26 protein-coding genes are annotated in these 21,393 nt (G+C 42.5%); 13 read left to right on the forward strand and 13 right to left on the reverse strand.

The window, feature by feature from the left end; genetic code table 11:
• The first annotated feature begins 556 nt into the window (after positions 1–556).
• The 8 genes from Q0230_RS14360 (at position 557) to Q0230_RS14395 (ending at position 5,238) form a co-directional block, all read left to right on the forward strand.
• Entirely contained in the window at positions 557–1,180 is a 624-nt protein-coding gene (locus Q0230_RS14360; protein ID WP_298610866.1) for a DUF4124 domain-containing protein, read from the forward strand.
• A 70-nt stretch (positions 1,181–1,250) separates the two neighbouring features.
• Positions 1,251–2,588, forward strand: a complete 1,338-nt coding sequence (gene sctD, locus Q0230_RS14365; RefSeq protein WP_298610867.1) for a type III secretion system inner membrane ring subunit SctD — start codon at positions 1,251–1,253, stop codon at positions 2,586–2,588.
• Positions 2,588–2,797: an EscE/YscE/SsaE family type III secretion system needle protein co-chaperone gene (locus tag Q0230_RS14370; RefSeq protein WP_298610868.1), complete on the forward strand. Its 210-nt coding sequence runs from the start codon at positions 2,588–2,590 to the stop codon at positions 2,795–2,797. Before sctD ends, Q0230_RS14370 begins: the two co-directional genes overlap by 1 nt.
• A gap of 107 nt (positions 2,798–2,904) precedes the next feature.
• Positions 2,905–3,108, forward strand: a complete 204-nt coding sequence (locus Q0230_RS14375) for a hypothetical protein (protein ID WP_298610869.1) — start codon at positions 2,905–2,907, stop codon at positions 3,106–3,108.
• Positions 3,109–3,195: 87 nt separating this feature from the next.
• Positions 3,196–3,561, forward strand: a complete 366-nt coding sequence (locus Q0230_RS14380) for a M48 family metallopeptidase (protein ID WP_298610870.1) — start codon at positions 3,196–3,198, stop codon at positions 3,559–3,561.
• A 19-nt stretch (positions 3,562–3,580) separates the two neighbouring features.
• Positions 3,581–4,150 (forward strand): hypothetical protein, encoded by a 570-nt coding sequence (locus Q0230_RS14385; protein ID WP_298610871.1) that lies wholly within the window; start codon positions 3,581–3,583, stop codon positions 4,148–4,150.
• Between the two features lie 24 nt (positions 4,151–4,174).
• Complete coding sequence (gene sctJ, locus Q0230_RS14390; protein ID WP_298610872.1) at positions 4,175–4,780, forward strand: type III secretion system inner membrane ring lipoprotein SctJ; 606 nt, start codon at positions 4,175–4,177, stop codon at positions 4,778–4,780.
• Between the two features lie 11 nt (positions 4,781–4,791).
• Positions 4,792–5,238, forward strand: coding sequence for a GNAT family N-acetyltransferase (locus tag Q0230_RS14395; RefSeq protein WP_298610873.1), 447 nt, complete (start codon positions 4,792–4,794; stop codon positions 5,236–5,238).
• Here Q0230_RS14395 and Q0230_RS14400 read toward each other — a convergent pair.
• Genes Q0230_RS14400 through hemH form a run of 3 tightly spaced genes read right to left on the reverse strand, consistent with a single transcriptional unit; the run spans position 5,215 to position 8,038 of the window.
• Complete coding sequence (locus Q0230_RS14400; RefSeq protein WP_298610874.1) at positions 5,215–6,156, reverse strand: lysophospholipid acyltransferase family protein; 942 nt, start codon at positions 6,154–6,156, stop codon at positions 5,215–5,217. The two genes, Q0230_RS14395 and Q0230_RS14400, sit on opposite strands and share 24 nt — an antisense overlap.
• 8 nt (positions 6,157–6,164) lie before the next feature.
• Positions 6,165–6,929, reverse strand: a complete 765-nt coding sequence (locus Q0230_RS14405) for a molybdopterin-binding protein (protein ID WP_298610875.1) — start codon at positions 6,927–6,929, stop codon at positions 6,165–6,167.
• The gene (gene hemH, locus Q0230_RS14410) at positions 6,926–8,038 is read right to left on the reverse strand and encodes a ferrochelatase (protein WP_298610876.1); all 1,113 of its coding nucleotides are present in this window, start codon (positions 8,036–8,038) and stop codon (positions 6,926–6,928) included. The genes Q0230_RS14405 and hemH overlap by 4 nt, the downstream gene beginning before the upstream one ends.
• A gap of 35 nt (positions 8,039–8,073) precedes the next feature.
• On the opposite strand from hemH, the gene Q0230_RS14415 reads away from it, so the two are divergent.
• Positions 8,074–8,874 carry an inositol monophosphatase gene (locus Q0230_RS14415; protein ID WP_298610877.1) on the forward strand — a complete coding sequence of 267 codons (801 nt, stop codon included), beginning with the start codon at positions 8,074–8,076 and terminating at the stop codon, positions 8,872–8,874.
• Positions 8,861–9,709: a glutamate racemase gene (murI, locus tag Q0230_RS14420; protein ID WP_298610878.1), complete on the forward strand. Its 849-nt coding sequence runs from the start codon at positions 8,861–8,863 to the stop codon at positions 9,707–9,709. Before Q0230_RS14415 ends, murI begins: the two co-directional genes overlap by 14 nt.
• On the opposite strand, the gene Q0230_RS14425 is transcribed toward murI, so the two are convergent.
• The 5 genes from Q0230_RS14425 to nudE all read right to left on the reverse strand — a co-directional run bounded on the left by Q0230_RS14425 (position 9,672) and on the right by nudE (position 14,148).
• Positions 9,672–10,943 carry an O-acetylhomoserine aminocarboxypropyltransferase/cysteine synthase family protein gene (locus Q0230_RS14425; RefSeq protein ID WP_298610879.1) on the reverse strand — a complete coding sequence of 424 codons (1,272 nt, stop codon included), beginning with the start codon at positions 10,941–10,943 and terminating at the stop codon, positions 9,672–9,674. The genes murI and Q0230_RS14425 overlap by 38 nt on opposite strands.
• A gap of 124 nt (positions 10,944–11,067) precedes the next feature.
• The gene (locus tag Q0230_RS14430; protein WP_298610880.1) at positions 11,068–11,688 is read right to left on the reverse strand and encodes a LysE family translocator; all 621 of its coding nucleotides are present in this window, start codon (positions 11,686–11,688) and stop codon (positions 11,068–11,070) included.
• Between the two features lie 41 nt (positions 11,689–11,729).
• A complete protein-coding gene (locus Q0230_RS14435; protein WP_298610881.1) occupies positions 11,730–12,716 on the reverse strand; it encodes a hypothetical protein in 987 nt (328 codons plus the stop codon).
• Between the two features lie 138 nt (positions 12,717–12,854).
• Entirely contained in the window at positions 12,855–13,541 is a 687-nt protein-coding gene (locus Q0230_RS14440; protein ID WP_298610882.1) for a M48 family metallopeptidase, read from the reverse strand.
• Between the two features lie 55 nt (positions 13,542–13,596).
• Positions 13,597–14,148 carry an ADP compounds hydrolase NudE gene (nudE, locus tag Q0230_RS14445; RefSeq protein ID WP_298610883.1) on the reverse strand — a complete coding sequence of 184 codons (552 nt, stop codon included), beginning with the start codon at positions 14,146–14,148 and terminating at the stop codon, positions 13,597–13,599.
• 133 nt (positions 14,149–14,281) lie between these two features.
• On the opposite strand from nudE, the gene yrfG reads away from it, so the two are divergent.
• A complete protein-coding gene (gene yrfG / locus Q0230_RS14450) occupies positions 14,282–14,944 on the forward strand; it encodes a GMP/IMP nucleotidase (protein WP_298610884.1) in 663 nt (220 codons plus the stop codon).
• 160 nt (positions 14,945–15,104) lie between these two features.
• Here the strand turns inward: yrfG and Q0230_RS14455 are convergent, their stop codons facing one another.
• Positions 15,105–15,440 carry a hypothetical protein gene (locus tag Q0230_RS14455; RefSeq protein ID WP_298610885.1) on the reverse strand — a complete coding sequence of 112 codons (336 nt, stop codon included), beginning with the start codon at positions 15,438–15,440 and terminating at the stop codon, positions 15,105–15,107.
• A gap of 523 nt (positions 15,441–15,963) precedes the next feature.
• Between Q0230_RS14455 and Q0230_RS14460 the strand changes: the two genes are divergently transcribed.
• Positions 15,964–16,479: an anti-sigma factor gene (locus tag Q0230_RS14460; protein ID WP_298610886.1), complete on the forward strand. Its 516-nt coding sequence runs from the start codon at positions 15,964–15,966 to the stop codon at positions 16,477–16,479.
• Positions 16,480–16,481: 2 nt separating this feature from the next.
• Here Q0230_RS14460 and Q0230_RS14465 read toward each other — a convergent pair whose 3' ends face one another.
• The 3 genes from Q0230_RS14465 to Q0230_RS14475 are packed head-to-tail and all read right to left on the reverse strand — an operon-like array spanning position 16,482 to position 18,736.
• Entirely contained in the window at positions 16,482–16,859 is a 378-nt protein-coding gene (locus Q0230_RS14465; RefSeq protein ID WP_298610887.1) for a CZB domain-containing protein, read from the reverse strand.
• A gap of 35 nt (positions 16,860–16,894) precedes the next feature.
• On the reverse strand, positions 16,895–17,272 hold the full coding sequence (locus Q0230_RS14470; RefSeq protein ID WP_298610888.1) for a hypothetical protein: 378 nt from the start codon (positions 17,270–17,272) through the stop codon (positions 16,895–16,897).
• A 48-nt stretch (positions 17,273–17,320) separates the two neighbouring features.
• A complete protein-coding gene (locus Q0230_RS14475; RefSeq protein ID WP_298610889.1) occupies positions 17,321–18,736 on the reverse strand; it encodes a hypothetical protein in 1,416 nt (471 codons plus the stop codon).
• Between the two features lie 320 nt (positions 18,737–19,056).
• Here Q0230_RS14475 and Q0230_RS14480 point away from each other — a divergent pair, with 320 nt between their 5' ends.
• Positions 19,057–20,607 (forward strand): hypothetical protein, encoded by a 1,551-nt coding sequence (locus Q0230_RS14480; RefSeq protein WP_298610890.1) that lies wholly within the window; start codon positions 19,057–19,059, stop codon positions 20,605–20,607.
• Here the strand turns inward: Q0230_RS14480 and Q0230_RS14485 are convergent.
• A complete protein-coding gene (locus Q0230_RS14485; protein ID WP_298610891.1) occupies positions 20,596–21,381 on the reverse strand; it encodes a DUF1287 domain-containing protein in 786 nt (261 codons plus the stop codon). The two genes, Q0230_RS14480 and Q0230_RS14485, sit on opposite strands and share 12 nt — an antisense overlap.
• Between the last annotated feature and the right edge of the window lie 12 nt (positions 21,382–21,393).

A 21,393-nucleotide genomic window follows, 5' to 3' on the forward strand; every position in this document is an offset into this window, starting at 1 on the left:
GACATGAGCGTCTCGCCGGAGGAATCCTCGCCCTTTAGGGCGGGGAGGATGTCAATATTTGTAGATGTTGATTGGGGCTATTTAATAAATTCTGTACATTTGACCAGTTAAAAGAAGTATTAAGATTGAGTGTCTGGTTGGTGCTGCTAGCTTGAGTGGTTTGATAATTATTATTAAAAGAAATATTGGTTGTCATCGCTGGTTACCAGCTCCACTGCTAAGGTTGTTATTGATCCTGTACTCGTAAAAACAGGACATTTTTATTGTGAAGCCCTAGTTTAAAGCCTCTTTAGGTAGTTCATACCGCTGTAAGCTGATAACTGGTAGTGGATGCCGGATAGCTTGCCTAGGGGTTCGACGAGGTTTTAGCTATGCTTTTTACAAGCAGAGTGTTGTTAAGTTTCCCAATTCATTGGCGCTGCCTTCTATGCCGCCATTTTGTTGCGTTCATCTGGGTGTTATTCGACCTGTTGCCTTGTTTTTGAAATGATTGTTCTTATAGAAAATACTTAGGCTGGATTCAATAATGTTAGTCAGAATGCTAGGAGTAGTTTGCTTGTTGCTACTAACAAAAGTGGTGTTGGCTGCTCCTTTAACTTGGAGCGAGAAGCCTTATTCACATTTTTCTGATCAAGAACCTTTAGTCGATCTGTTGGAAACTTTGGCATCTACCCAAAAAGTACCCATTGTGGTTAGCCCTAATATTAAGGATGTTGTGAGCTTGCACTATAAACAACAACTCCCTAAAGATATTTTCAATGATTTAGTAAAAACCTACGGACTGATTTGGTTTTTCGACGGTGACACTCTGTATGTCTATAAGGAAAATGAAGCACAGCGTGGTTCAGTCAGTTTAGAGAAAATGACGCCTCAAGCATTTACGACAGCGATGAAACGTTTGAATGTCTTAGACAGCCAATATCATTGGGAGGTGTCTGAAGTGGATAACATGATTTACTTCACAGGTCCCGAACGGTTTGTAAGTGCCGTTTTAGATATGGCAAAAATTATGGATACCCAAAAGTTAGAGCGTCCACAAGTTTATAAGTGGGTGGACGCTAATGGGCGCGTGAATTACAGCAATGAACGCCCCAAATCAACGAATACTGATGTCAGCAAGGATGTGGCTACTAAGGAGCGGTTCCCAGGTTTCGACGTGGTGGATGTCATTAATCGCTAATTTTTCGTGTTGAGTTTTTCCTGTGAAATCATTAACTCACCACGATTTTTGAAAAAGAGTCCCAAACCCTATGAGCATGCAGCACACCCCTTACTTATTGAAAGTACTTAGTGGCAGCAATGCTGGTGCTTTAGTTCGCTTAAAGACCGGCGATACGGTCATCGGCAAGTCTATGTCTAGCGACATTATTTTGCACGATGAGAACATTGCAGATTCGCATATCAAGTTACGAGTTGAAGAAGACACTATCAACTTAGACGCACTAGCTAAGCCAGTGCTCATTGATAATAAAGAACTTGATCTAGGCTCCTATCCACTCAAACCCTATCAAGTAGTGAGCTTGGGAAGTATTGATTTTTTCGTTGCAGATGTTCGTAAACCTGGTCGGCGTGGTGTCGAAACTAAATCACCTGAATCAACAGTACCTCCGACGGTTAAGGTGGCTAACCCTGCTGAAGCTACCATACCAGTTTCAAATTTAAGTTCTGAGCCAGTAGAAAGAAAGCCTAAATCGAAAGCTTTTGGTTGGACTCTGCTATTAGCAGGTTTAGGACTCTTAGTCCTTGCAAATCTCTTGTTCTTAAAGCCCTATATTAGCGGTTTGGCTGAGCAAGTTGGTTTAAGTGAATCAGCAGAGCAGCGTGCCCAAGACTTACTTAAAAAGCTCCAGCCTACTGATCTAACGGTGGTGCGTGATCCTGATGGACGTACAGCTATTTCTGGTTATGTCCAAACTCGTGATGATAAGCGTGAGCTTATGAATCAAGCTTTATTGGCAGGGAATGGGATTAATTACCGTGTGTGGGTGCGCGAGGATTTGGTAGCTAATGCCACCCAAGTAGCTCGTGCTTTGGGGCAGAATGATTTGTCTTTTAGCAATCTAGAGCAAGGCAAACTAGCTGCACACGGCTATGTGAGCGATGAGGCGGATTGGGCACAGATTAAAACTAATATCATGTCAGATGTTAGTGGTATTCAATCTATTGATGATCGGTCTGTGCAAACCTTAATCAAACGCAAGGAGGCTTTGGTGCAGTTTATCGAGAAAAAAGGCCTGTCCAGCCGTGTTAAGGTTACTATCGAAAATGCTCGTATTAAAGTTGACGGCGAGTTGACCCAAAACGAATTAAAACGTTGGGCGGCTTTATATGATGAATTTACTCAAACAAATGGAACAGGCCCGGCCATAGTTGAGAGCTTATATAACGTGCGTGATCGTCTTAAGTTAGTGATTAGAAGCGTTAGTGTAGGTGATACACCGTTCCTGGTTTCCAAAGATGGTAAGAAGTACATGGAGGGCTCTAATTTGGGGAATGATTATTTCATTAAGAAAATTACTCCGGATCATGTGCTCCTTTCAAATAATGGTATCGAAATACCAATGTATTATGGTGTAGAGGATAAATAATGATTTTACAAATAGAGCAAAACCTCAAAAATGATATTTCAGGTATTTACAAGAATGAAATTCTTGAAAAATTCAGCCAAGTAGCATCAGAAGTACGGTTTGAGTTAAATCAGGGGGTAGAGCCAACAGAATATGAAAAGTTAAATAAATTTCTGCAGGCTCTAGAAGCGGGTTCGGAGGTAGTGGAACAGGTCTGGTCCCAAAAATAAGGGATGTGACTTGGCATGGAGCGCAATGCCTCTATATTTATTGTTCCCTGCGTTTGATGTAGAAGTCATCGGGAATCTTATAATTTTTAATTAGGAGTTAATTCATAATGTCAACAGTTGATACTAGCTCATTCGACACGGCTATTAGCCAAATGCAAGCTACCAATGCAGCTATGTTGCAATACCAACAACAAGCAGTCGAAGAAAACAGAAAATTTAGTATCGAGACAACCACACTCGAGCATGAAGCATCAGTTACTGAACGTATGCAAGGTATCATGCAAACACTAGCCAGAAACTCATCTAGCTAATCGCTAATTAAGTAAGGCATGGCACTACGTCTATTAGGCGTAGTGCCATAATTAAATAGTAAATATTGCATTAATAAAGAGAAAATAATGAAAGCAACGACTGAAATTCTTCAATTATTATCTGAAGTAGGTTATATGGCCTGTTTTAAGGGCGATTCAGTACGTTCTCAAATGATTATGGAGGGCGTCGATGCAATTGCTAGAGAGCAGTCATCAATTAAGATGGGGGTAGCAGTAGCTAAAATGTATGCCGGTGATATGGATGGAGCTATTTCTATTTTCCGCAATCAGGTTCTTGCCAAAGAGCCTGAGCATATGAGTGCTAAATGCTTCTTAGGAATCGCTTTAAATCTTTCTGGCGAAGCTGATGAAGCGCGTACCTTATTTGAAGAAGTATCGTTGCGTGGTAACCCAGACGAAAAAGGCATTGCCGATTTTTACTTGTCTAAGTAGTTAACCCTAGGATATTGCCATGGTAGATCCAAGCTTATTAGGTATCCAATTACCAATACCAAGTACACAAATCACTCCTCAGTCCTTACCTACTCCTGAGGTTGCAGATTCAACACGCTTTCAGGATCTATTAACTAATATAGGCAGAGAGGGGCGGGTAGATTCCGCCTCAATGCGTGATCAATCAGTATTACAAAGAGTAGGGCCGAACCAAGCTGAAAATGATCCAGGATTTAGTGATGCTTTGATTGAACGTGTTACTGGGATGGATAAATCCTATCACTCAATTATGGAGCAACTTAAAAATCGCCCACAGCTGTCTTCTTATATGGATGAAGTTAAAGGTAGTGATTCGGTAAATTTACGTAGTTATCCGAGTGTTTCAACCAGTTCAGAAAGCCAAGCGAGCCAGTTGCAAAAAATGACTGAGGATTCTCGTAAGGGTAATATCGCGATGCTTAATTATGAGCGTGATATTAATACGTGGACAATGAATTTCCAAATGTGGTCTTCAGGTGTTGAATTAGCTTCATCGATTGTGTCGCAACTCTCGAGGGGTTTTCAAACTCTCTTTAGAGCAAGTGGTTAATCATTAAATCTTAAGAAGGTTGCAATGAACAAGAAGACAATAAAAAGCAAACCAGCTATTTTAATTTTTATACTCTTCACTTTAGCAGGGTGTAAAACTGATTTATACAGTGGTTTAGGCGAGCAAGACGCTAATAATATGCTAGCGATTATGCTCAACCAAGGTATTTCTGCTGAAAAAGTTGTTGATAAAAAGACTAGCACTTATACCCTAAGTGTGGATAAGTCGAGTATTCCTAACGCAGTGCGCTTATTACAAGAACATGGCTATCCGAAAGAAAAAGTTTTTTCGGTCAATGAAATGTTCCAAAAAGATGGTTTAATTTCCTCACCGACTGAAGAACGTGCACGTTTTATTTTTGCTCTTTCTCAAAGTGTGCAAGAAACTTTAACCCAAATTGATGGTGTTTTAGTAGCACGGGTTCATGTGGTTTTACCAGAGAATAGTCCTTCAGGTCAGCAACTAAAACCTTCTTCTGCTTCTGTTTTTATTAAATATCATCCTGCTTATGATTTAGAGAGTATGAAGTCTGAAATTAAACTAATTGTCGAAAAAAGTATTGAAGGTTTGAGTTACGACAAAGTTTCAGTCGTAATGGTGCCTGCTCAATTAAATAAAATGGAAAAATAATATCCTTTATTATGATTCGCCCTTATCAGAGAAAAGATTTAGCTGTTTTGTCTGAAGTCTATCAACGAGCTAGACCTTATGAATTAGGTTTTGAGACGAATCAATTTGTTTTTTCTAATTTATTGGATGAACCAGATAATCTAAAGCGCTTCCTACAGTCGACTATTTTTGTTTTAGAAGAAGACGGGGTGCTTAAAGGTTTTGGTGGCTATGTGCATGATTACATAGCTTGGTTATATGTAGATCCAAGGTATCATCGGCAGAAAGTTGGTCTACGTTTACTTAAGCATATGCTGGAAAAATTAAAAAATAGAAAACAGCTACGTATTTCTATTGTGAAATCCAATCTAGCTGCACGAGCATGTTACAAAGGATTAGGTTTTCGTGAGCAAGAAACCTTTAGCTTTAGTTTTCAAGGAAAGACATTAGAAGGTTTACGGATGACGCGTGAACTTTAAATAAGGATTTTCAGCCTGTTTAGGGCGCGTTTTAAACAGTTTCAATAACCACATATATTGTGTAGGGTGCTGACGGATCAGTCTCTCAAAACTAGCATTCATATTGCTAGCATCTTCTTGGGCATCCAAAGCTCCAAAATCCTCTAAAGCAGGCTCAATTTTGACCTTGTATTTGCCTGTTCTAGGATCAAAAAAGCTCATAATCGGAAATGCGCAAGCTCGGCCTAATTTAGCAATCCGCGCTGGTGTGCTTAAGGTCGATTTTTCAGCTTGAAAGAAGGGTGCAAATACTGAGTGCTTTTCGCCGTGATCTTGATCTGGTAGGAAAAACAAGAGCTTACCCGGTTCTAAAGAGCGTACTAGTTTAATCATGCCTTCTTCACGGGAAACCACAAATTGCACATCGCGTAAGCGACTGCGCAGGATGAGCCAATTAAAGACAGGATTTTTAAAAGGCTTATAGGAACCATAAGCTTGGAACTGTTCACCAATCGCCACAGGGGCAAACTCTAGCCAAACACTATGTCCTAGCAGCAGCATAATATTTTGCTTCTTAGCCAGGGCTTGTTCTAAATATTCTTGGCCGCTGAGCTGAATTCTTTTATAGAGATGCTTTCTTGAGCGGAAAAAAAGTAAGCTGTAATCCAGTAGAGCACAGGCATAGTCTTGCAGGTTTTCTAAAGCGAATTGCTCGCGCTCTGCTGCGGTCAGCTCAGGAAAAGCAAAGTCCAGATTTACCAAAATGATTTGGCGGCGTTTGGTATTGTGTTTATAGATTAAGCGGCCTAGCTGTTTACCTAAGGCATGTCGGGCTTGCCAAGGTAAAAAAGCTAATAAGCCTAAAGCTGCGACAGCCCACCAACTAGGCCAATAACGTGGATGCAGAAGATTCTTTGGCAATTGATGAAAGTTGGCCACTGCTGAACTCAAAAAGCCTCAGTGTTAATACGAGCGCAGCTTACTTTATCGGTTTGCATGCGGGTTTCAAACCAACTAGCTGCTGGTCGGACGGCAACACGCTTACCTTTTAAGCCAAAATCGAGTTGGAAGCGATTTTCGGTACTCGGCAAACTGGAGAGGCGCACATTCGGAAAAGTCTGTAGCAGCTCTTCCATCATTGGGATTAATTCACTTTCAGGGACGTTTTCTAACATCCAGCGTTGATCAATATTGGGTTCAGTATCATGCAAATGTCGATAATGTGTGTCCAACACCCATTCAATCATCGGCCAAGCCATATTTGGAAAGCCGGGTACAAAATGATGATTTAACACTTTAAAGCCAGCAATTTGATTCACCGGATTTGGAATTAAACTAGCGCCATCAGGTAGGTCGGCCATGCGAATTCGATTAGGATAAGCATGTTCTCCAAACCGCCGTTCGATAATTGCCTGTAGTTGTGGATGGCGAATTAAGCGTCGCCCTAAAGCAGCTGCGGCACATTGGCGGGTTAAGTCATCAGGTGTTGCCCCGATACCCCCAAAGCTGAACACTATCTCAGCAGTTTGTAGCGTTTCTTGCAGAGTTTTGAGTAAGAGTGGGTATTCGTCACCCACCATTCTTACCCAAGCTAAAGGTAAGCCACGTGCTTGTAACATAGCTAAGACAGCGGGTAAGTGTTTATCTTGGCGTGAACCATTGAGTAATTCATCCCCAATGAGGATTAAGCCAACTTTACCGCTGCTTTTCATGGTTTTGCCCCTTGGTCTTGTGCGCGTTTTTGGGTTAATTCTGCCTGCTTCTGCAGGGTCTGACCATTCCAATCGGGAGAAGTTTCCGCCCAACCCTGTGTATGCTGCTGAATGACATCACAGAGCATTTGAATATGCCGATAGCTCGTATTCAACGCAGGGACATATTGATACTGCTGCCCACCGGCTTGTAAGAATACTTCTTTATTTTCGAGCTGAATTTCTTCTAAGGTTTCCAAGCAATCGGCAGCAAAACCGGGGCAAATTACATCCACCGATTTCACCCCTTCTTTCGGCAAAGCTTCTAAAGTTTTATCCGTATAAGGCTGTAGCCACTCAGCTTTCCCAAAACGTGATTGGAATGTGACGCGATATTCATTTGGGCGTAGGTTCAAGTTTTCTGCTAATAAGCGTGCCGTTTTTTGGCATTCGCAATAATAGGGGTCACCTTGGGTTAAGTTACGCTTAGGAATCCCGTGGAAGGACATGACTAGCACTTCACCACGCAAATTTTTATTCCAATATTCAAATAAGCTCTGTGCCAGTGCTTCAATATAGCCCGGATGATCGTGGTAATGGGTAACAGTGCGTAACTCTGGCATCCAGCGCCAGCGCTGTAGTTCTTTGAAAGTCGCATCGAAACTAGTTGCTGTGGTGGCGGCACAATATTGAGGATAGAGCGGCAAAATCAATAAACGACGCACTCCCTCGGCTTTAAGCTTTAATAAGCTATTGCGAATTGAGGGGTTGCCATAGCGCATCGCTAATTCGACTTTCATGGGGCCTTGAAAGCGCCGCTCTAATTCTTTTTGAATCGCTGCCTGCTGTTGACGAGAAATACTTAAGAGTGGTGAGCCTTGTTCTGTCCAAATTTTTTTATATTTTTCCGCACTAGCGGCAGGGCGTTTAGGCAAAATGGCTAAATTTAGAATGGGATACCAGACTAAGCGTGGGATTTCGACTACACGTGGGTCAGATAAGAACTCATTTAAGTAACGGCGTAAGGAGGGCGCATCCGGCGCATCCGGTGTGCCTAAGTTGACTAAGAGCACGCCAGCACTATCAGCCTTCCCGTGGAAATAGTCTTGTTCGTTGATAAATCGGCTCATGGTATCATCCTTATTTTCGACACGAAGGATACACCATGCAGCCTGACCTGCAAGCAATTGCACAAAAGATACGTGAGATAGCGCGTGCAGAAATTCTTTCGCGTTTTGAAAGAGTCGGTTACGAGTTCAAAGCCGATGGTAGTGTACTCACTGAAGCAGACTTAGCGGCTAATCAGAGCATCACTGACTATTTGCAAGCTATTCACCCTGAAATTCCTTTGCTCAGTGAAGAAATGGAGGCTGAGCAGCAAGAAAAGCTGTTGCAAGAAGCTCCTGTGTTTTGGTGTTTAGATCCTTTAGATGGCACCAGTAATTTCGCCTCAGGTATTCCCTTATTTGCGACTTCCTTGGCTTTATTTAACGATGGGCAGGTGGTATTAGCCATCACTTATGATCCAGTGCGGGATGAACTCTTTACCGCTAGCCTGGGGCAGGGAGCCTACTTAAATGGGCAGCGGTTGCACTGCCATAAGATCGGCTTCCAGCTAGCCCATGCAGTCGCCTTAGTTGATTTCAAGCGTTTACCGAAATTGATGCAATGGGTTTTGCTGGAGCATACACCTTATGGTTCGCAACGTAATTTAGGTGCGAGCACTTTAGAGTGGGTATGGATGGCAACAAATCGTGGGCATGTGTACTTGCATGGCGGGATGAAGCTCTGGGATTTAGCAGCAGGTACTTTAATTTTAGCCGAGGCAGGTGGTTATTCTTCCGGCATTGATGGCAATCCAGTGAGTTTAACCCAATTAGCCAACAGTTCTGTGGTGGCTTCACCTGATCCAGATTTATTCAAACACTGGCTCAGTTTCCTGCAAACCTATAATGACAATGTCTAAAGACGCTCAGCCCATTGGTGTTTTTGATTCGGGCTTAGGTGGGATTTCGGTTTTGCGCGAAATCCACCGCCTTTTGCCCCAAGAAGAGCTGATTTATATCGCTGATTCAGGGCATGCGCCTTATGGGAGTAAATCGAGCGCTTATATTACCCAACGCTGCTTACAGCTGAGTGAGTTTTTGCTAGAACAGGGCGCGAAGATGCTGGTAGTGGCTTGCAATACCGCAACCGCGCATGCGATTGATAGGATGCGTGAGCAGCTGAATGTGCCGGTAATTGGGATTGAGCCTGCAGTAAAACCTGCTGCACGCATGACGCAAACCGGTGTCATTGGAGTTTTAGCGACTCAACAAACCGTCAAAAGCCAACGTTTACAACGCTTGATTGAAGAATATGCTAGCGGCGTAAAGGTTGTGGCGCAAGGGTGTCCCGGTTTGGTGGAGCATGTCGAGCGCGGCGATTTTGCAAGTAAGGAGCTAAAGGCTTTATTGACTGAATATACTCAGCCTCTCATTGAGCAAGGGAGTGATGTGCTGGTGTTAGGCTGTACGCATTATCCGTTTTTGGCAAGTACTTTGCGGGAAATGATCGGCTGTGATATTACGCTCTTAGAAACCAGTAATGCCGTGGCTCAGCATGTAATGCGCTTATTGGATAAGTATGATTTGAAGGCTCACGATACGCAGCAAGGCTCAGTAAGTTTTTATTCGAGTAAACCAGACTTGAGTCATTGGCAAAGTATGCAATTGCTCTGGCAGCACAACTTAACGAAAGCTATGCTGCCTGAGCCGTATTTAACTATACCGCTGCAAAAGCTTGCTCAAGATCAGCAATAATATCGGAGATATGTTCAATCCCCACGCTAATCCGGATGGTTTCAGGGCGTACCCCAGCACGTACTTGCTCATCTTCAGTCAATTGACGATGCGTTGTAGAAGCTGGGTGACAGGCCAAGGATTTAGCGTCGCCAATATTCACTAAGCGCTTGATTAATTGCAATTGATCATAGAATTTAACGCCTGCATCAAAGCCGCCTTTAATGCCAAAGGTTAGCAATGAGGCGGGTTTGCCTTTAAAGTATTTCTTGGCTAAGGCGTGATACTTATCGTTATCCAGTCCAGCAAAATTCACCCACTCAACTTTAGGATGGGCTTGTAAATACTTAGCAACTGCTAAGGCGTTATCGCAGTGCCGCTCCATCCGTAAGCCTAAAGTTTCAATGCCTTGCAGAATCAAGAAAGCATTGAAAGGCGATAAGGCAGAGCCGGTATTCCGTAAAGGCACGGTGCGCGCACGACCAATATAAGCGGCTGCTCCTAAAGCCTCGGTATAAACCACACCATGATAAGCAGGTTCTGGATTATTCAACGTTGGATAGCGTTCTTTATGCTGTGCCCACGGGAATTTACCAGAATCAACAATAATCCCACCAATCGACGTGCCATGACCCGCAATATATTTCGTCAAGGCATGCACGACTACGTCTGCACCATACTCAATCGGATTACATAAGATCGGTGTTGCAACTGTATTATCGACAATCACCGCCACACCATGCTGATGAGCGACAGTAGCAATGGCTTCGATGTCAACAATATTACCGGCTGGATTACCAATGGTTTCGCAGTAGACTGCTTTAGTTTTAGCATCAATCAGCTTTTCAATGGCTGCAGGGCTGTCATTGTCTGCAAAGCGTACTTCAATACCTTGTTTTGGCAGCATGTGTGCGAAGAGGGTGTACGTACCCCCATAGAGTTGTGGTGTGGTGACGATATTATCGCCTGCTTCCACAATGGTCAGAATCGCATAATTAATCGCCGCCATCCCTGAACTGACCGCTAACGCTGCAATCCCGCCTTCTAACGCAGCAACTCGCTTTTCCAGCACATCATTGGTTGGATTCATAATCCGCGTATAAATATTGCCGGGTACAACTAGATTGAATAAGTCAGCACCATGTTGTGCATTGTCAAATTCATAAGCGACCGTTTGATAAATAGGTACTGCGACTGATTTAGTAGTTGGGTCAGTTTCATAACCAGCATGAATCGATAGTGTTTCTTTTTGCATTAAGCTTCTCCTCTAGGGGGCGGGAATTACGTCAACTAGCGTTTGCGATTTTGCATGGTTTACCAAGGTTCTACCATCCAGACGCTTAGCTTTTCTTGGAATAAGCATAGCTAGCAGGATGGGCTTAGGTCAGAAAGATTCGTAAAGCAATCGCAATCAATACCACACCTAAAGCACGTTCCACCCATAACTGATTGCGCTTCAACCAAGCTAGAACAGGGCCTTGTGATAGTACGAGCGATACAAGGATATACCAAAGTCCATCAACAAGAATAATGGTAAGTACAAAAATAGCTTTAGCATCAACACCCATACCAGTATGAATAAACTGGCTGAACAGTGCTAAGAAATACAAACCAATTTTGGGGTTTAGCAGCGCAATCATAAAGCCATCGCGTGCTGCATCCCAAAGCGAAGCAGTTTGTTTAGTTTGAAGTTCAGCATGCCCAGTCGTTCCATTGGGTTTAGCTAAAATGCCTTGAATCCCAATCCATAATAAATATACAGCACCTCCATAGCTAAGAACCTTCATGAGTACAGGTGACTGATGCAGCAATAAGCCTAATCCCAAGACAGAAAGTAGAGCATACACACCCACGCCCAAAGCGTGGCTGATTGAAGTGATAACCCCATGTAAAGATGAGTTATTTAAGGTTTGGCGCAAGACCACCGCTAAACTTGCACCGGGAAACATGGCACCCATCAAGCAAACCAACAGCAAAGAAAACCAAGTAGCTAATGTCATGCTAGCAACCTTTACTTAACAAAATTTGAAAAGGCCTTATTTTACTGGCTTAACTTGCTTCCATACCATTGATGTTTGCTGCCATCGCTAGTGAAATTATATTGGGTTCCGAAGCTTTGGCCTAAGGGTAGGCTAGCCGCAACTAAGGTTCCACTACTCAAACAGTCAGTAGTGGTATGAGTGCTAATATGAATATGTGCGTATTGTCCATTTTTACTGGAGGGGGGATTGACGAGTCCTAATATATCTCCTTGCTTGATACTACTACCTCTAGCCAGCGTCGTCAGCGGTGTGAAATGCCCAAGTAATACTGACTTTGCGCCATTAGGGGCGGGCGTATTTAAGCTCAAGCAAATAATGTCACTAGTAAAAGGCGAGATCCAAGCGACTGTACCTGCTTGTGGTGCTAAGACATTTTGTCCAGTCGAAGCATTGGCAGAGCCTATGCAGCCATAGCCTCCCGTATTTGTTGCATCCTTAGCAATACTGAAATCTAAGGAATAGTTTAAAGGGCCAATATGGGTAATTTCAGGCGTGTTATAACCCTGACAGACTGTCCACGTTTGGCCTGTAGTAAAAGGAAAAATGAGATTTGAGTTTGTAGTTGCTGTTTGTAGACTGGCCTTGACCTGATAAGTACCAATCCCCGCTGCTTTTGCATGTTTGACTGCTAGGTAATAAATACCGGCTGTAGCTTGATAACTTAGTTTAAAGTTTTTTGCGCTTCCTCCCGTGTCAGCTGTAGCTAGAGTTGTACCTAAACTATCTAAGAGGTTAGCTTTAGTATCAGTGCCTCCAAAAGACTCTACAGTCAAGCTGCCTACTTTTTTTAGTTTGATTTTAAAGTAGTTAATGTCCTGCGCCTTTTCAAGACCGCCATCGACTAATTTATTTAATTCTAGAGCCTTAGCTGTTTTTAGGGTATCCGTATATTCATGGGGAGGTGAAACTTGATCTGCTAAAACTGTAGAGTAGTTTTGGGTTAAAAATAAAATGCAGCTGCTGCCAAGGGCTAAACTATTTTTCATGCTAAACTTCCTAAATAAACTGATCGATAAATGCTTGGGTTATTGAGGAGTTATTCTAGGAGTTGAAGTAGATAAAGTCAGCAAGGCCTAAAGTAGATTTTTTAGAAGACAGTGGCTTGAAAGTTCTTATATAAGGATTTATTTAGCCCAAGTTGGTAAGGCACTCATGGCGGTCTTCATCGTTTGATGAATTTCAGAATAATTAGGCAAGTAAGTTTTTATTAAAGACCAGAAGCGGCTAGAGTGATTCAATTCACGTGTATGGCAGAGTTCATGAATTAAGACATAATCAACCCACACTTTAGGTAGAAGTAATAGCTTAGCATTTAAGTTAATAATGCCTTGATTAGAACAGCTACCCCAACGAGTTTTCTGATTTTTAATTATGCAACGTTGGTAACTAAATCCCAATTCTTGCGCTAATTCTTGTAGCCTTGAGGGTAGATAAATTTTTGCTTGTTGCGTTAACCAAGTTTTTAATGCTGCTTGGCAGTTTTCAAAATGGTTAGTTTGCCATTGAACCAGCAGAGTTTGCTTACTAGTGTCAAACTTTAATTTAGCACCATTGATGTCTGCAGCTTCATAACGAACTTCAATGGTTTGCTCTAAAAATCTTAGCTCAATGCGAGTGGGTAAACTCAAGGTAGAGGGTAAACTAGTACTAGCTTGTGTCCAGTGTTTGTGTATCCAGTCTGATTTAGATAATAACCAAGCTTCAACTTCGGAGTGTTTAAGTCCCCAAGGCTTGCTGACTAGCAAACCTTGTTCTGAGATACGCAGGCGTAGATAGCGACTACGCTTGGATACTTTTATCTCATAGGTCAACAAGAAATCTTGGCTAAGGAGTAACTGATGGATTTGCTTCAACACTAGACAGGTATTAGCGGCGCAAACGCATAAATAAGTCGCGCACCATATAGAGCGCGAGCAGGCTACGACCCTCTGTGCATTCATCACCTGCAACTAACTCATCCAGTCGATTCAATTTCCACGGCACAACCTCTAGAGGTTCGGGTTCGTCGCCTGGATAGCTGGCTGGATATAAATCACGGGCTAATAGCAAGTTAGTATGATGTCCCATATAACCGGGAGCGAGGCTCACACGCTTGAGTAATTGAATATGATGTGCACCATGACCCACTTCTTCCATAATTTCGCGGTTAGCGGCGACAAATAAATCCTCACCTGGTTCGACCTTGCCTTTGGGTAAACCTAACTCATAGCGCTCAGTGCCAGCAGCATATTCGCGAATAAGTAGCACGGTTTCATTATCTAGCATCGGTACAATCAAGACAGCACCATAGCCACGACTGACCAGGCGTTCAAATACACGCTGCTCGCCATTGCTAAATTCGAGATGAACTTCTTCCACTTGAAACAAGCGGCTAATTGCGACCTGTTCGGTCTTATGAATGATCGGTAGAATAGGCATCTGTCAATTTTAGCACTAGGTTCTGTGAATGCGTACTGCTTGCGCTCTAAACGGGCAATAATTCGTTTTCATAAGCATTTGCAGAACTTTCGGTTTATGCTATTCACTAGTTTAACTCACTAAGCCCAACTCTATGCCGACTCCTATTATTCCTTGGTCAGACATTAAAACGGTCTTTTTAGATATGGATGGTACTCTCCTAGATCTGCACTTTGACAACCACTTTTGGTTAGAACATCTACCTAAACGCTTGGCCGAGCACAAACAGCTCTCTGCTACAGCAGCTAAGCAGCTAGTGAATGGGCATTGTGCCCAAATTGAAGGTTCGCTCAACTGGTATTGCCTTGATTATTGGCAAGCCTATTTAGACATGGATATTGTGGCTTTAAAGCATGAGATCGCAGAACGTATTGCCATACGTGCTCATGTAGAAGAGTTTTTAACTTATTTAAGACAACTAAATAAACGCGTTATTCTACTCACTAATGCCCATCGTAAAAGTGTGAATCTCAAATTTGAATATGTGAATCTAGAGCCTTATTTTGATCGAATTATTACTTCACATGAGATAGGTTTAGCGAAAGAGGAATCTGGGTTTTGGGAACGTTTGTTAGATACGGAGTATTTTGATAGCAAGCATAGTCTTTTTATTGACGATAACTTACACGTGTTACGCACTGCCCAGCAATACGGCTTAAAGTATTTATTAGCAGTGAGCGAACCTGACTCTAAGTTGCCGCCTAAAGATACTGCCGAGTTTAAGGCTATCTCTTGTTATCAAGATCTCATGTTCTAGGCTGGGTTTATTGGGGAAATAAAGGCCAGCTCCTTAGGTTTGAGGGAAGTTCTGGAGCTGGTAAATAGAAACAGTTTAAACAGTATATTGAACTACTAAATAGTAGTTTTAGTCTAACAGAGGTTTAGTGAAATTTATTGAATTAAATTGTTAAAAATTTTTACAGTCTGGTATGAATGCTTTGGCTGTATTGAGTCAGCTGTTGAATACTAGCAGCTAGTTCGGATTCCAATCTCTTAAGAAAAGCTGGATCTTGAATCACTGAAGTATCACGCTTTTCTATTAGCATTAATTGCTCTAAGATAGTTTTAGAGGCGAGCAAATGACCAGTTGCTAGTAAATTGTGTGCATACTGAGCAGCGCCTTCCCAATCCTGATGATGTAAGCACTCGAGCAACTCGTAACGACGGATATTAATGAGAGGAAGAATGGAGTGGAAAAGACTCGCCGACTTTTCCACCCCCAAGGTTGCAACAATGGTTTCTAGCTCACTCATAGCTATAGTTTTCACTCTCCACGCTGACCGGTCAGGTTAATCAGCGCTTCAGCTGCCTATTATGCACTTATTTAAGCTCAGGATGCACCTTTTGCTAAGCACTCCATAAATATTTATGCAAAATGCAAGTATCCAAACTCAAAAATAGGGATTCTAAACCATCAGGTTGAGGAGTAATGCGTAGGCAGAAATGTCACTCTTTGTTTTTTCAAAGTTGGATATGGGATGGTAAGTGGTGATTCCTCTAGACTCTAGCGGGTATTTAATTCTGGATTCAGCCGCTCTGCACGAAGCTTGTCGCCTGTAATTGGAGGCTAGGGTTTTTGTGGATAATCTATGAGCCAGCCGCTTCGCAAGCGCCGCACTTAAGTAGTCATCCGTTTAAAAGTGATTGATCTTTAAGTGTTTAATCACTTTTATGCTTAGTGCGCGTGTGCTTTTAAAGAAAGTTCAGAGGAATTATTTCAGTTAATGTCTATAATTTATCAAGAATTTACTTATCCCCCCAAACTAAGGATGAACTGTGAACTGGAAGCAAGTACTGAATAAGTACCACTATGTTTTAATCACAGGTATCCTCCTAATCTTGCTTCTATTAGGTTTTCAAGCAGTTTATCGTTGGTGGATACCTAACCCCTCTGCTTTGATTGAAGGAACTGCCCAAGAGTATGTAGAACTAAAGCAGCAAGAGCATACCAAAGCAGGTAGTTGGTTACGTACGCTAAATGTAGATATGCAGGCAGTACAAGGCGATTTACTGTGGAATAGTGAGCGACAAGCTGGAATGTTGCGCTTAAAAAATTTGCCTAATCCTAAAGCGGGTTATCAGTATCATCTTTGGGCTTATGATTCGCATCGCCCCTCTGATCAACCGATTTCGATTTTAGTCCTAGATCGTGGTTCGGGTCAGCAGGAGTGGTATCTGCCACTCACTGCTAGCGAGCCAATGCCTAGCCCATACAAATTTGAATTGACTCTAGAGCCTGTGGATACTCTGCAAACCGCTAACCCATTGGTATTATTGATGGTTCAGTTCTAATCCTAAGCGCTTCGTGCTTGCTTAAGCGCAGAACGGTCTAAATCCAACAAAGTCTTAATCAGATGATTAGAGAGTTGATGCATTTCGGTCATTGCACGATATTGCCCCACTTCATCACCGGCTTCGAAATGGCTTAAAGCGCGTTTACTGGCTTCATGGAATTTTTCGTGCGGCTCAATAAGTTGTGCAAATAATTTAGGTGCATCAGTGCCCAAAGCCTGTACTTCTTCAGCACCCGAGCCATAAAGCCATTGGCCTAAAGCGCAATGTTGACAGTCGGTGCCTTGAAAACTACCCCGTTGATTTAAAGTTGCTTTAATTTTATTCAGATATTGCACATGATCATTCATGCGCTGCAAGAAGAACGCTTGTTTTTTCATTTGTTTCACAGCCCTAGAAGGATTTGGAGCGAGGCTTAGTGAGCCATTCTTAAGCTAGAAGCATGATCACTAATCAAGGTGCTCACTTTCGCTAATAAGCTTGGTTGTCCCATTTCAGCAGGCATTTGTAGGCCTAACATACAATCTTCATTCATTGCGGTGACTAAATAAGCCGAAGGCTCGCAGCACACAATTAGCCCTTGAGTTTTTTGGGTGCTACCTAGGTATTTAGTTAATTGGCTAGCACCTGTAAGCAACATAGCACTAAGTGCAGAAATTTGGTCTTCAGCTGCTTCATTCGCTTCGGATAAAAGCGTAAGTCCTTCAGTTGTCAAAATTTGCATAGCTTGTATGCCGGGTAAGTTAGTCTGCAAATGCTGAGCAAATGCAGATAAAGATTGCTGGTTTAACATGATTGTATACCTATCGTCGTTGAGAAATTTAATTTTTAATTGGGGGAGTTAATTGTATTGATTATATTTTTGTTCGAGCACTTCTTGTGCTGAGTTAAGGTTTTTTAAATTAAACTCTTGAATCAAGTTTTTAGTGCTCACCAGTAATTGATGCGCTTGGACTGACTCATTGGTTTTCAACATGGTACGTGCTACTTCATGTTGATAGATCACAGCAAAGCGGCCTAAACGTTCAACTTGTGGATGTAAACGGTCGCGGATTCTAATCTGGCGTGCGTAAAAAAGCACACCATTTTTTGTGCTAAAATTCCCCTTTTCTAAAGCTTGATTTGCTCGATTAATCAAGTCTTCCATACTCAGAGCTATCACTGGTGACGGTATTTTCTTGGGCTGGGGTGCGACATGGAGAGTGACTAGGCTCGCTGTCGAGTAGACAGTTTCATCTGTTGTTGCTTTAGATGCAGCACTAGATTTAGTTGTCATACCCGTTGGGGGGGTAGCCACAATCTCCTTAGTTTTTGTCAGTATTTTTGATTTATCTTCAGCTTGTTTATTTGGAGGCTTGATTGTGGCTAAGTTTTTTTCGGCGGTTGTTTCAACTAAGCTTAATGCAGGGGCAGGTGCTTGGTTAGCCGTGAGAGTAGCGGGCGTTTTAGATTGATTAGCGGCTGAATTTAGTTTGACCAAAGCTGGTTCAAGTTTGGGTAAAGGTTCTTGTAAAGCTAAAGGTAAAGCCAAAAGTTCAGTTTGTACTGGGCGATCTTTAGTGCCTGCCTCTGCTTGGTCTAAAAGGATTTGTGGAGTTGTTAGCTCGGTATTAACAATGGGTAGGGTTGCATGGATACCATTATGATCTCGATATTCAACCGCAAAGGTGCTGACAGCAATGGCCATAATACTGCTTAGGGCTAAAGTCCGCTTAATAGTGGGGGGCTGATAAATGCTTAGGCCTGTGTGGGGTGCTCTCAACGCATGTAGAGACTGGATCAAGGCAGTCGCTAATAGATAAAGATTTTGGTTGGGTAAGCTAATTAGAAAAGCACTATCCAGCACTTTAGGTAATTGCTTATGTTTAACCAAGCTCCCAAATTGTTGAGTCAACTTGCTGAGGGCAGGAAGTTGCTGGTTAGGTAAGCTCATCACACTGTGCGCGCCTAAGCTTTCAGGGCTTTGTAGTACGAAGTACTGTCTATCTCCCATCACACCTTGTGCCAAGATAGGTAAGAGCCAAGCTTTATTTAAGCTAGCGCTTAACTCTTGTGCTTGTTGAGTACTCGCCGCTAGGTTCGGCAAGTGGTACTGGTTAGGTAGTAAGTGAATTAGGATACGTGAAGGCACATTTTCGGTTTGTGCCAGTTCTAAATCACGGCCACGATAAATTTCACCAATGCCGGATACGGCTAAACATTCTAATAATGCATAGCGCTCGTCCAGTATCTTGTAGCCCATACCGGATGTGTTCATAACGATTGCCCTTTACTCGTGCCATTCATATTCGGTTTGGTTTTATCTTAGAAACATTCTCCAAGCAAAAAAGTAAACCATTACTTGTTACCCGTAACGTTGGCTGAGCTTGATAGGGTAGTCATTGAAGTTTTTTATGCATGAGCATTTTTGTAAGCTTATTTTTTTAAAAGAAAAACACTGTTTCTTTAGAGTAACAAAATTATTCGTGACTCGTGTTCATGAATTGTTCACAATAACCAAAAAAATGACGCCATACACTAGTGTGTCGAATAACCAATGTCCAGCTTAATGGGCATTAAATATGTAAGAAGAGAACTATGGTCAGCAAGGAAAGCATCCAATTGGAGTTGGAGCGGATACTGGCGAGTGAGTTATTCGGTGGCAAGAGGCAAGCCGGAAAATTCCTTCAATACATTGTCAGTGAGACATTGGAAGGACGCGGGGAACGAATTACTCAGTACGGTATCGCTATTGAAGCCTTGGGTAAGCCCATGGATTATTGTCCCACTGAAAGTCCTGCGGTGCGTGTGGAGGCAGGGCGTGTCAGAAAATTATTGGAAGAGTATTATGCAGATGAGAGCTTAAGCGGCCAACATACGTGTCAAATAAGTTTACCGGTTGGTGGCTATACACCGACCTTTAAACCTGTAGATAGTGCCCGAGTGCAATGGCGGCGTTTAGGTGGCAAACGTGTGCAGTCTTCAGGCCCTAAGGTTTATATAGCCTGTCAGAATCCAGCTTCGATTCGAGATGATCGCTTACGCAGCATTTTGTATAAGATTCGCTCTAGTATGCCAGTTATGCTGGGAAAATTAGGCACTGTGCAGATTGCGCTAGCTGATCCGAGCTTTGCGTTTAGTTACGCAGATCATGCTTTAGAATATGCTTGGCGGCAGCATCAAGCGGAGTTTTTACTCTATTCTGAGGCCGCTTTGCAAAGCGATACGCCTAAGCTGCGTTATGTATTGATCCATACCCTATCACGTGAAGTAGTATGGTCGACTGAGTTTGTGCTAAGTAGTACCGATGGTGAGCAACTTTTAGAGGAAATGTATGCGCGCCTAGTCACAGAAGTTTTTAGCCTTTATCAAGGTATCGCTTTATCCTTTTGGAGTCATTATTGGTATCAGCAGCCTTCAATGCCTGAAGCTTATCAAGTGTTAGCCGCCCATGTACGTTTTTTACAGGATGAGGTTTCTGACACAAATTTTCAGGCTTTCTGGCAAGTTTGCCAAAAGCGTACCCGCCAATATCACGACGATGCCTTAGCTCATTTACATTATGCAGTGGCTTGTTTGTATGCACATATGCTTAAAAGTGAAGCAGCTGATAACTTAGAAGATTTATGGCAACGTCAAGCCTTAGCTGCCTTAGAGCTTAATCCAGGGAATGCATTAGCACATGCGATTTTTGCGGTTAATTGTTATGCACGTGGTGAAAATGAATTAGCTCGAGTGGAAATTGAGATTGCTCGCAAATCAAATCCTTTCGATATTGGTTGTGAGCGCTTAATTGCGACAGGCTTATGCGCATTACGAGCTTGGAATAAAAGTTTTCAGCTGTCGAAGGGAACTAATTTAACAGAGTTTAGTTACCCTGATCCTCTACGCACAGTGCCTTGTTTATATTATTTCCGGCGTGGGCGTTATATTAATCACGCGAGTACCGAAGCCGGATTTAATGATGTAGGTGGCTGGGAACAATTCGGACGCTTTGTTAACCATTGTCGTGCGGGCGACTGTAAAACCTGTGTTTTCTCGATTAGTCGAGTAGTTGATCGCTTACAACCGGATATTGGTGTTGGTTTAAGCACCTATTTATGGCAAGAAAAATCTAGCGATCTAGGTTTAACTGAATCAATGACTTGAGTGTTTGCGAACCTTATCATTATCCGCTATTTTGGGTTCAAAGTAGCGGTAATGCCCACGAATCGGCCAAGCGAATAAAACATCTTCAACATTCGTCCCTGCACCGACATTATGCCCAATCAAAGGACGAGTTTCGTCAGCAGTACGTTCTGCTAAGACCACTCCAATATGTTCTTGACCACTTGGTAATTCCCAAACTACTAGATCACCCGATTTATAATCTTCAGGATTCTTAGTGACTACTAAGGTTTTTCCTTGGCGATCAAAATAGGTCATTAAATTCGGTACACGTCGATGATCAATATTGGGATCAGGTGAACGTAATCCCCATTTTTTAGGATAGTTTTTAAAAGCTTTGCGCATGTCTTCATGCACTTGCTTTTGTAAATCAATCCCTTGGGCACGAAAGGCTCGAATCACTACATCGGTACAAACACCAGTTCTATTATCCACATCCCCATTGGGATACGCTAATTTCACATAAGTTGGGTCATAAGAGCGTGTCAATTGGGTTTGTTCATAGACTGAATTAACAAGTTTGGCGATATGTTCAGGCGGCTTCGGGCGTAGTTTAGGTGGCAGACTCGGTTCAAATGGCCACGGAAAAGGTAAAGGCTGAGTCTGCGTGGGTTGATCCGGTGTAGCCGTAGGAATAGAGGTTTGTGGTGGGATAGCTATCGGTTGAGGACGTAAGAACTGCTGACCCACCCAATAACTAAGGAGGGCAAACAATAAAATCAGTAAAAATTCATAAAATAAAGAAGCTAAACGCATAGATGAAGCATA

It is taken from the genome of uncultured Thiothrix sp., from assembly GCF_937876535.1.
Taxonomy (GTDB): domain Bacteria; phylum Pseudomonadota; class Gammaproteobacteria; order Thiotrichales; family Thiotrichaceae; genus Thiolinea.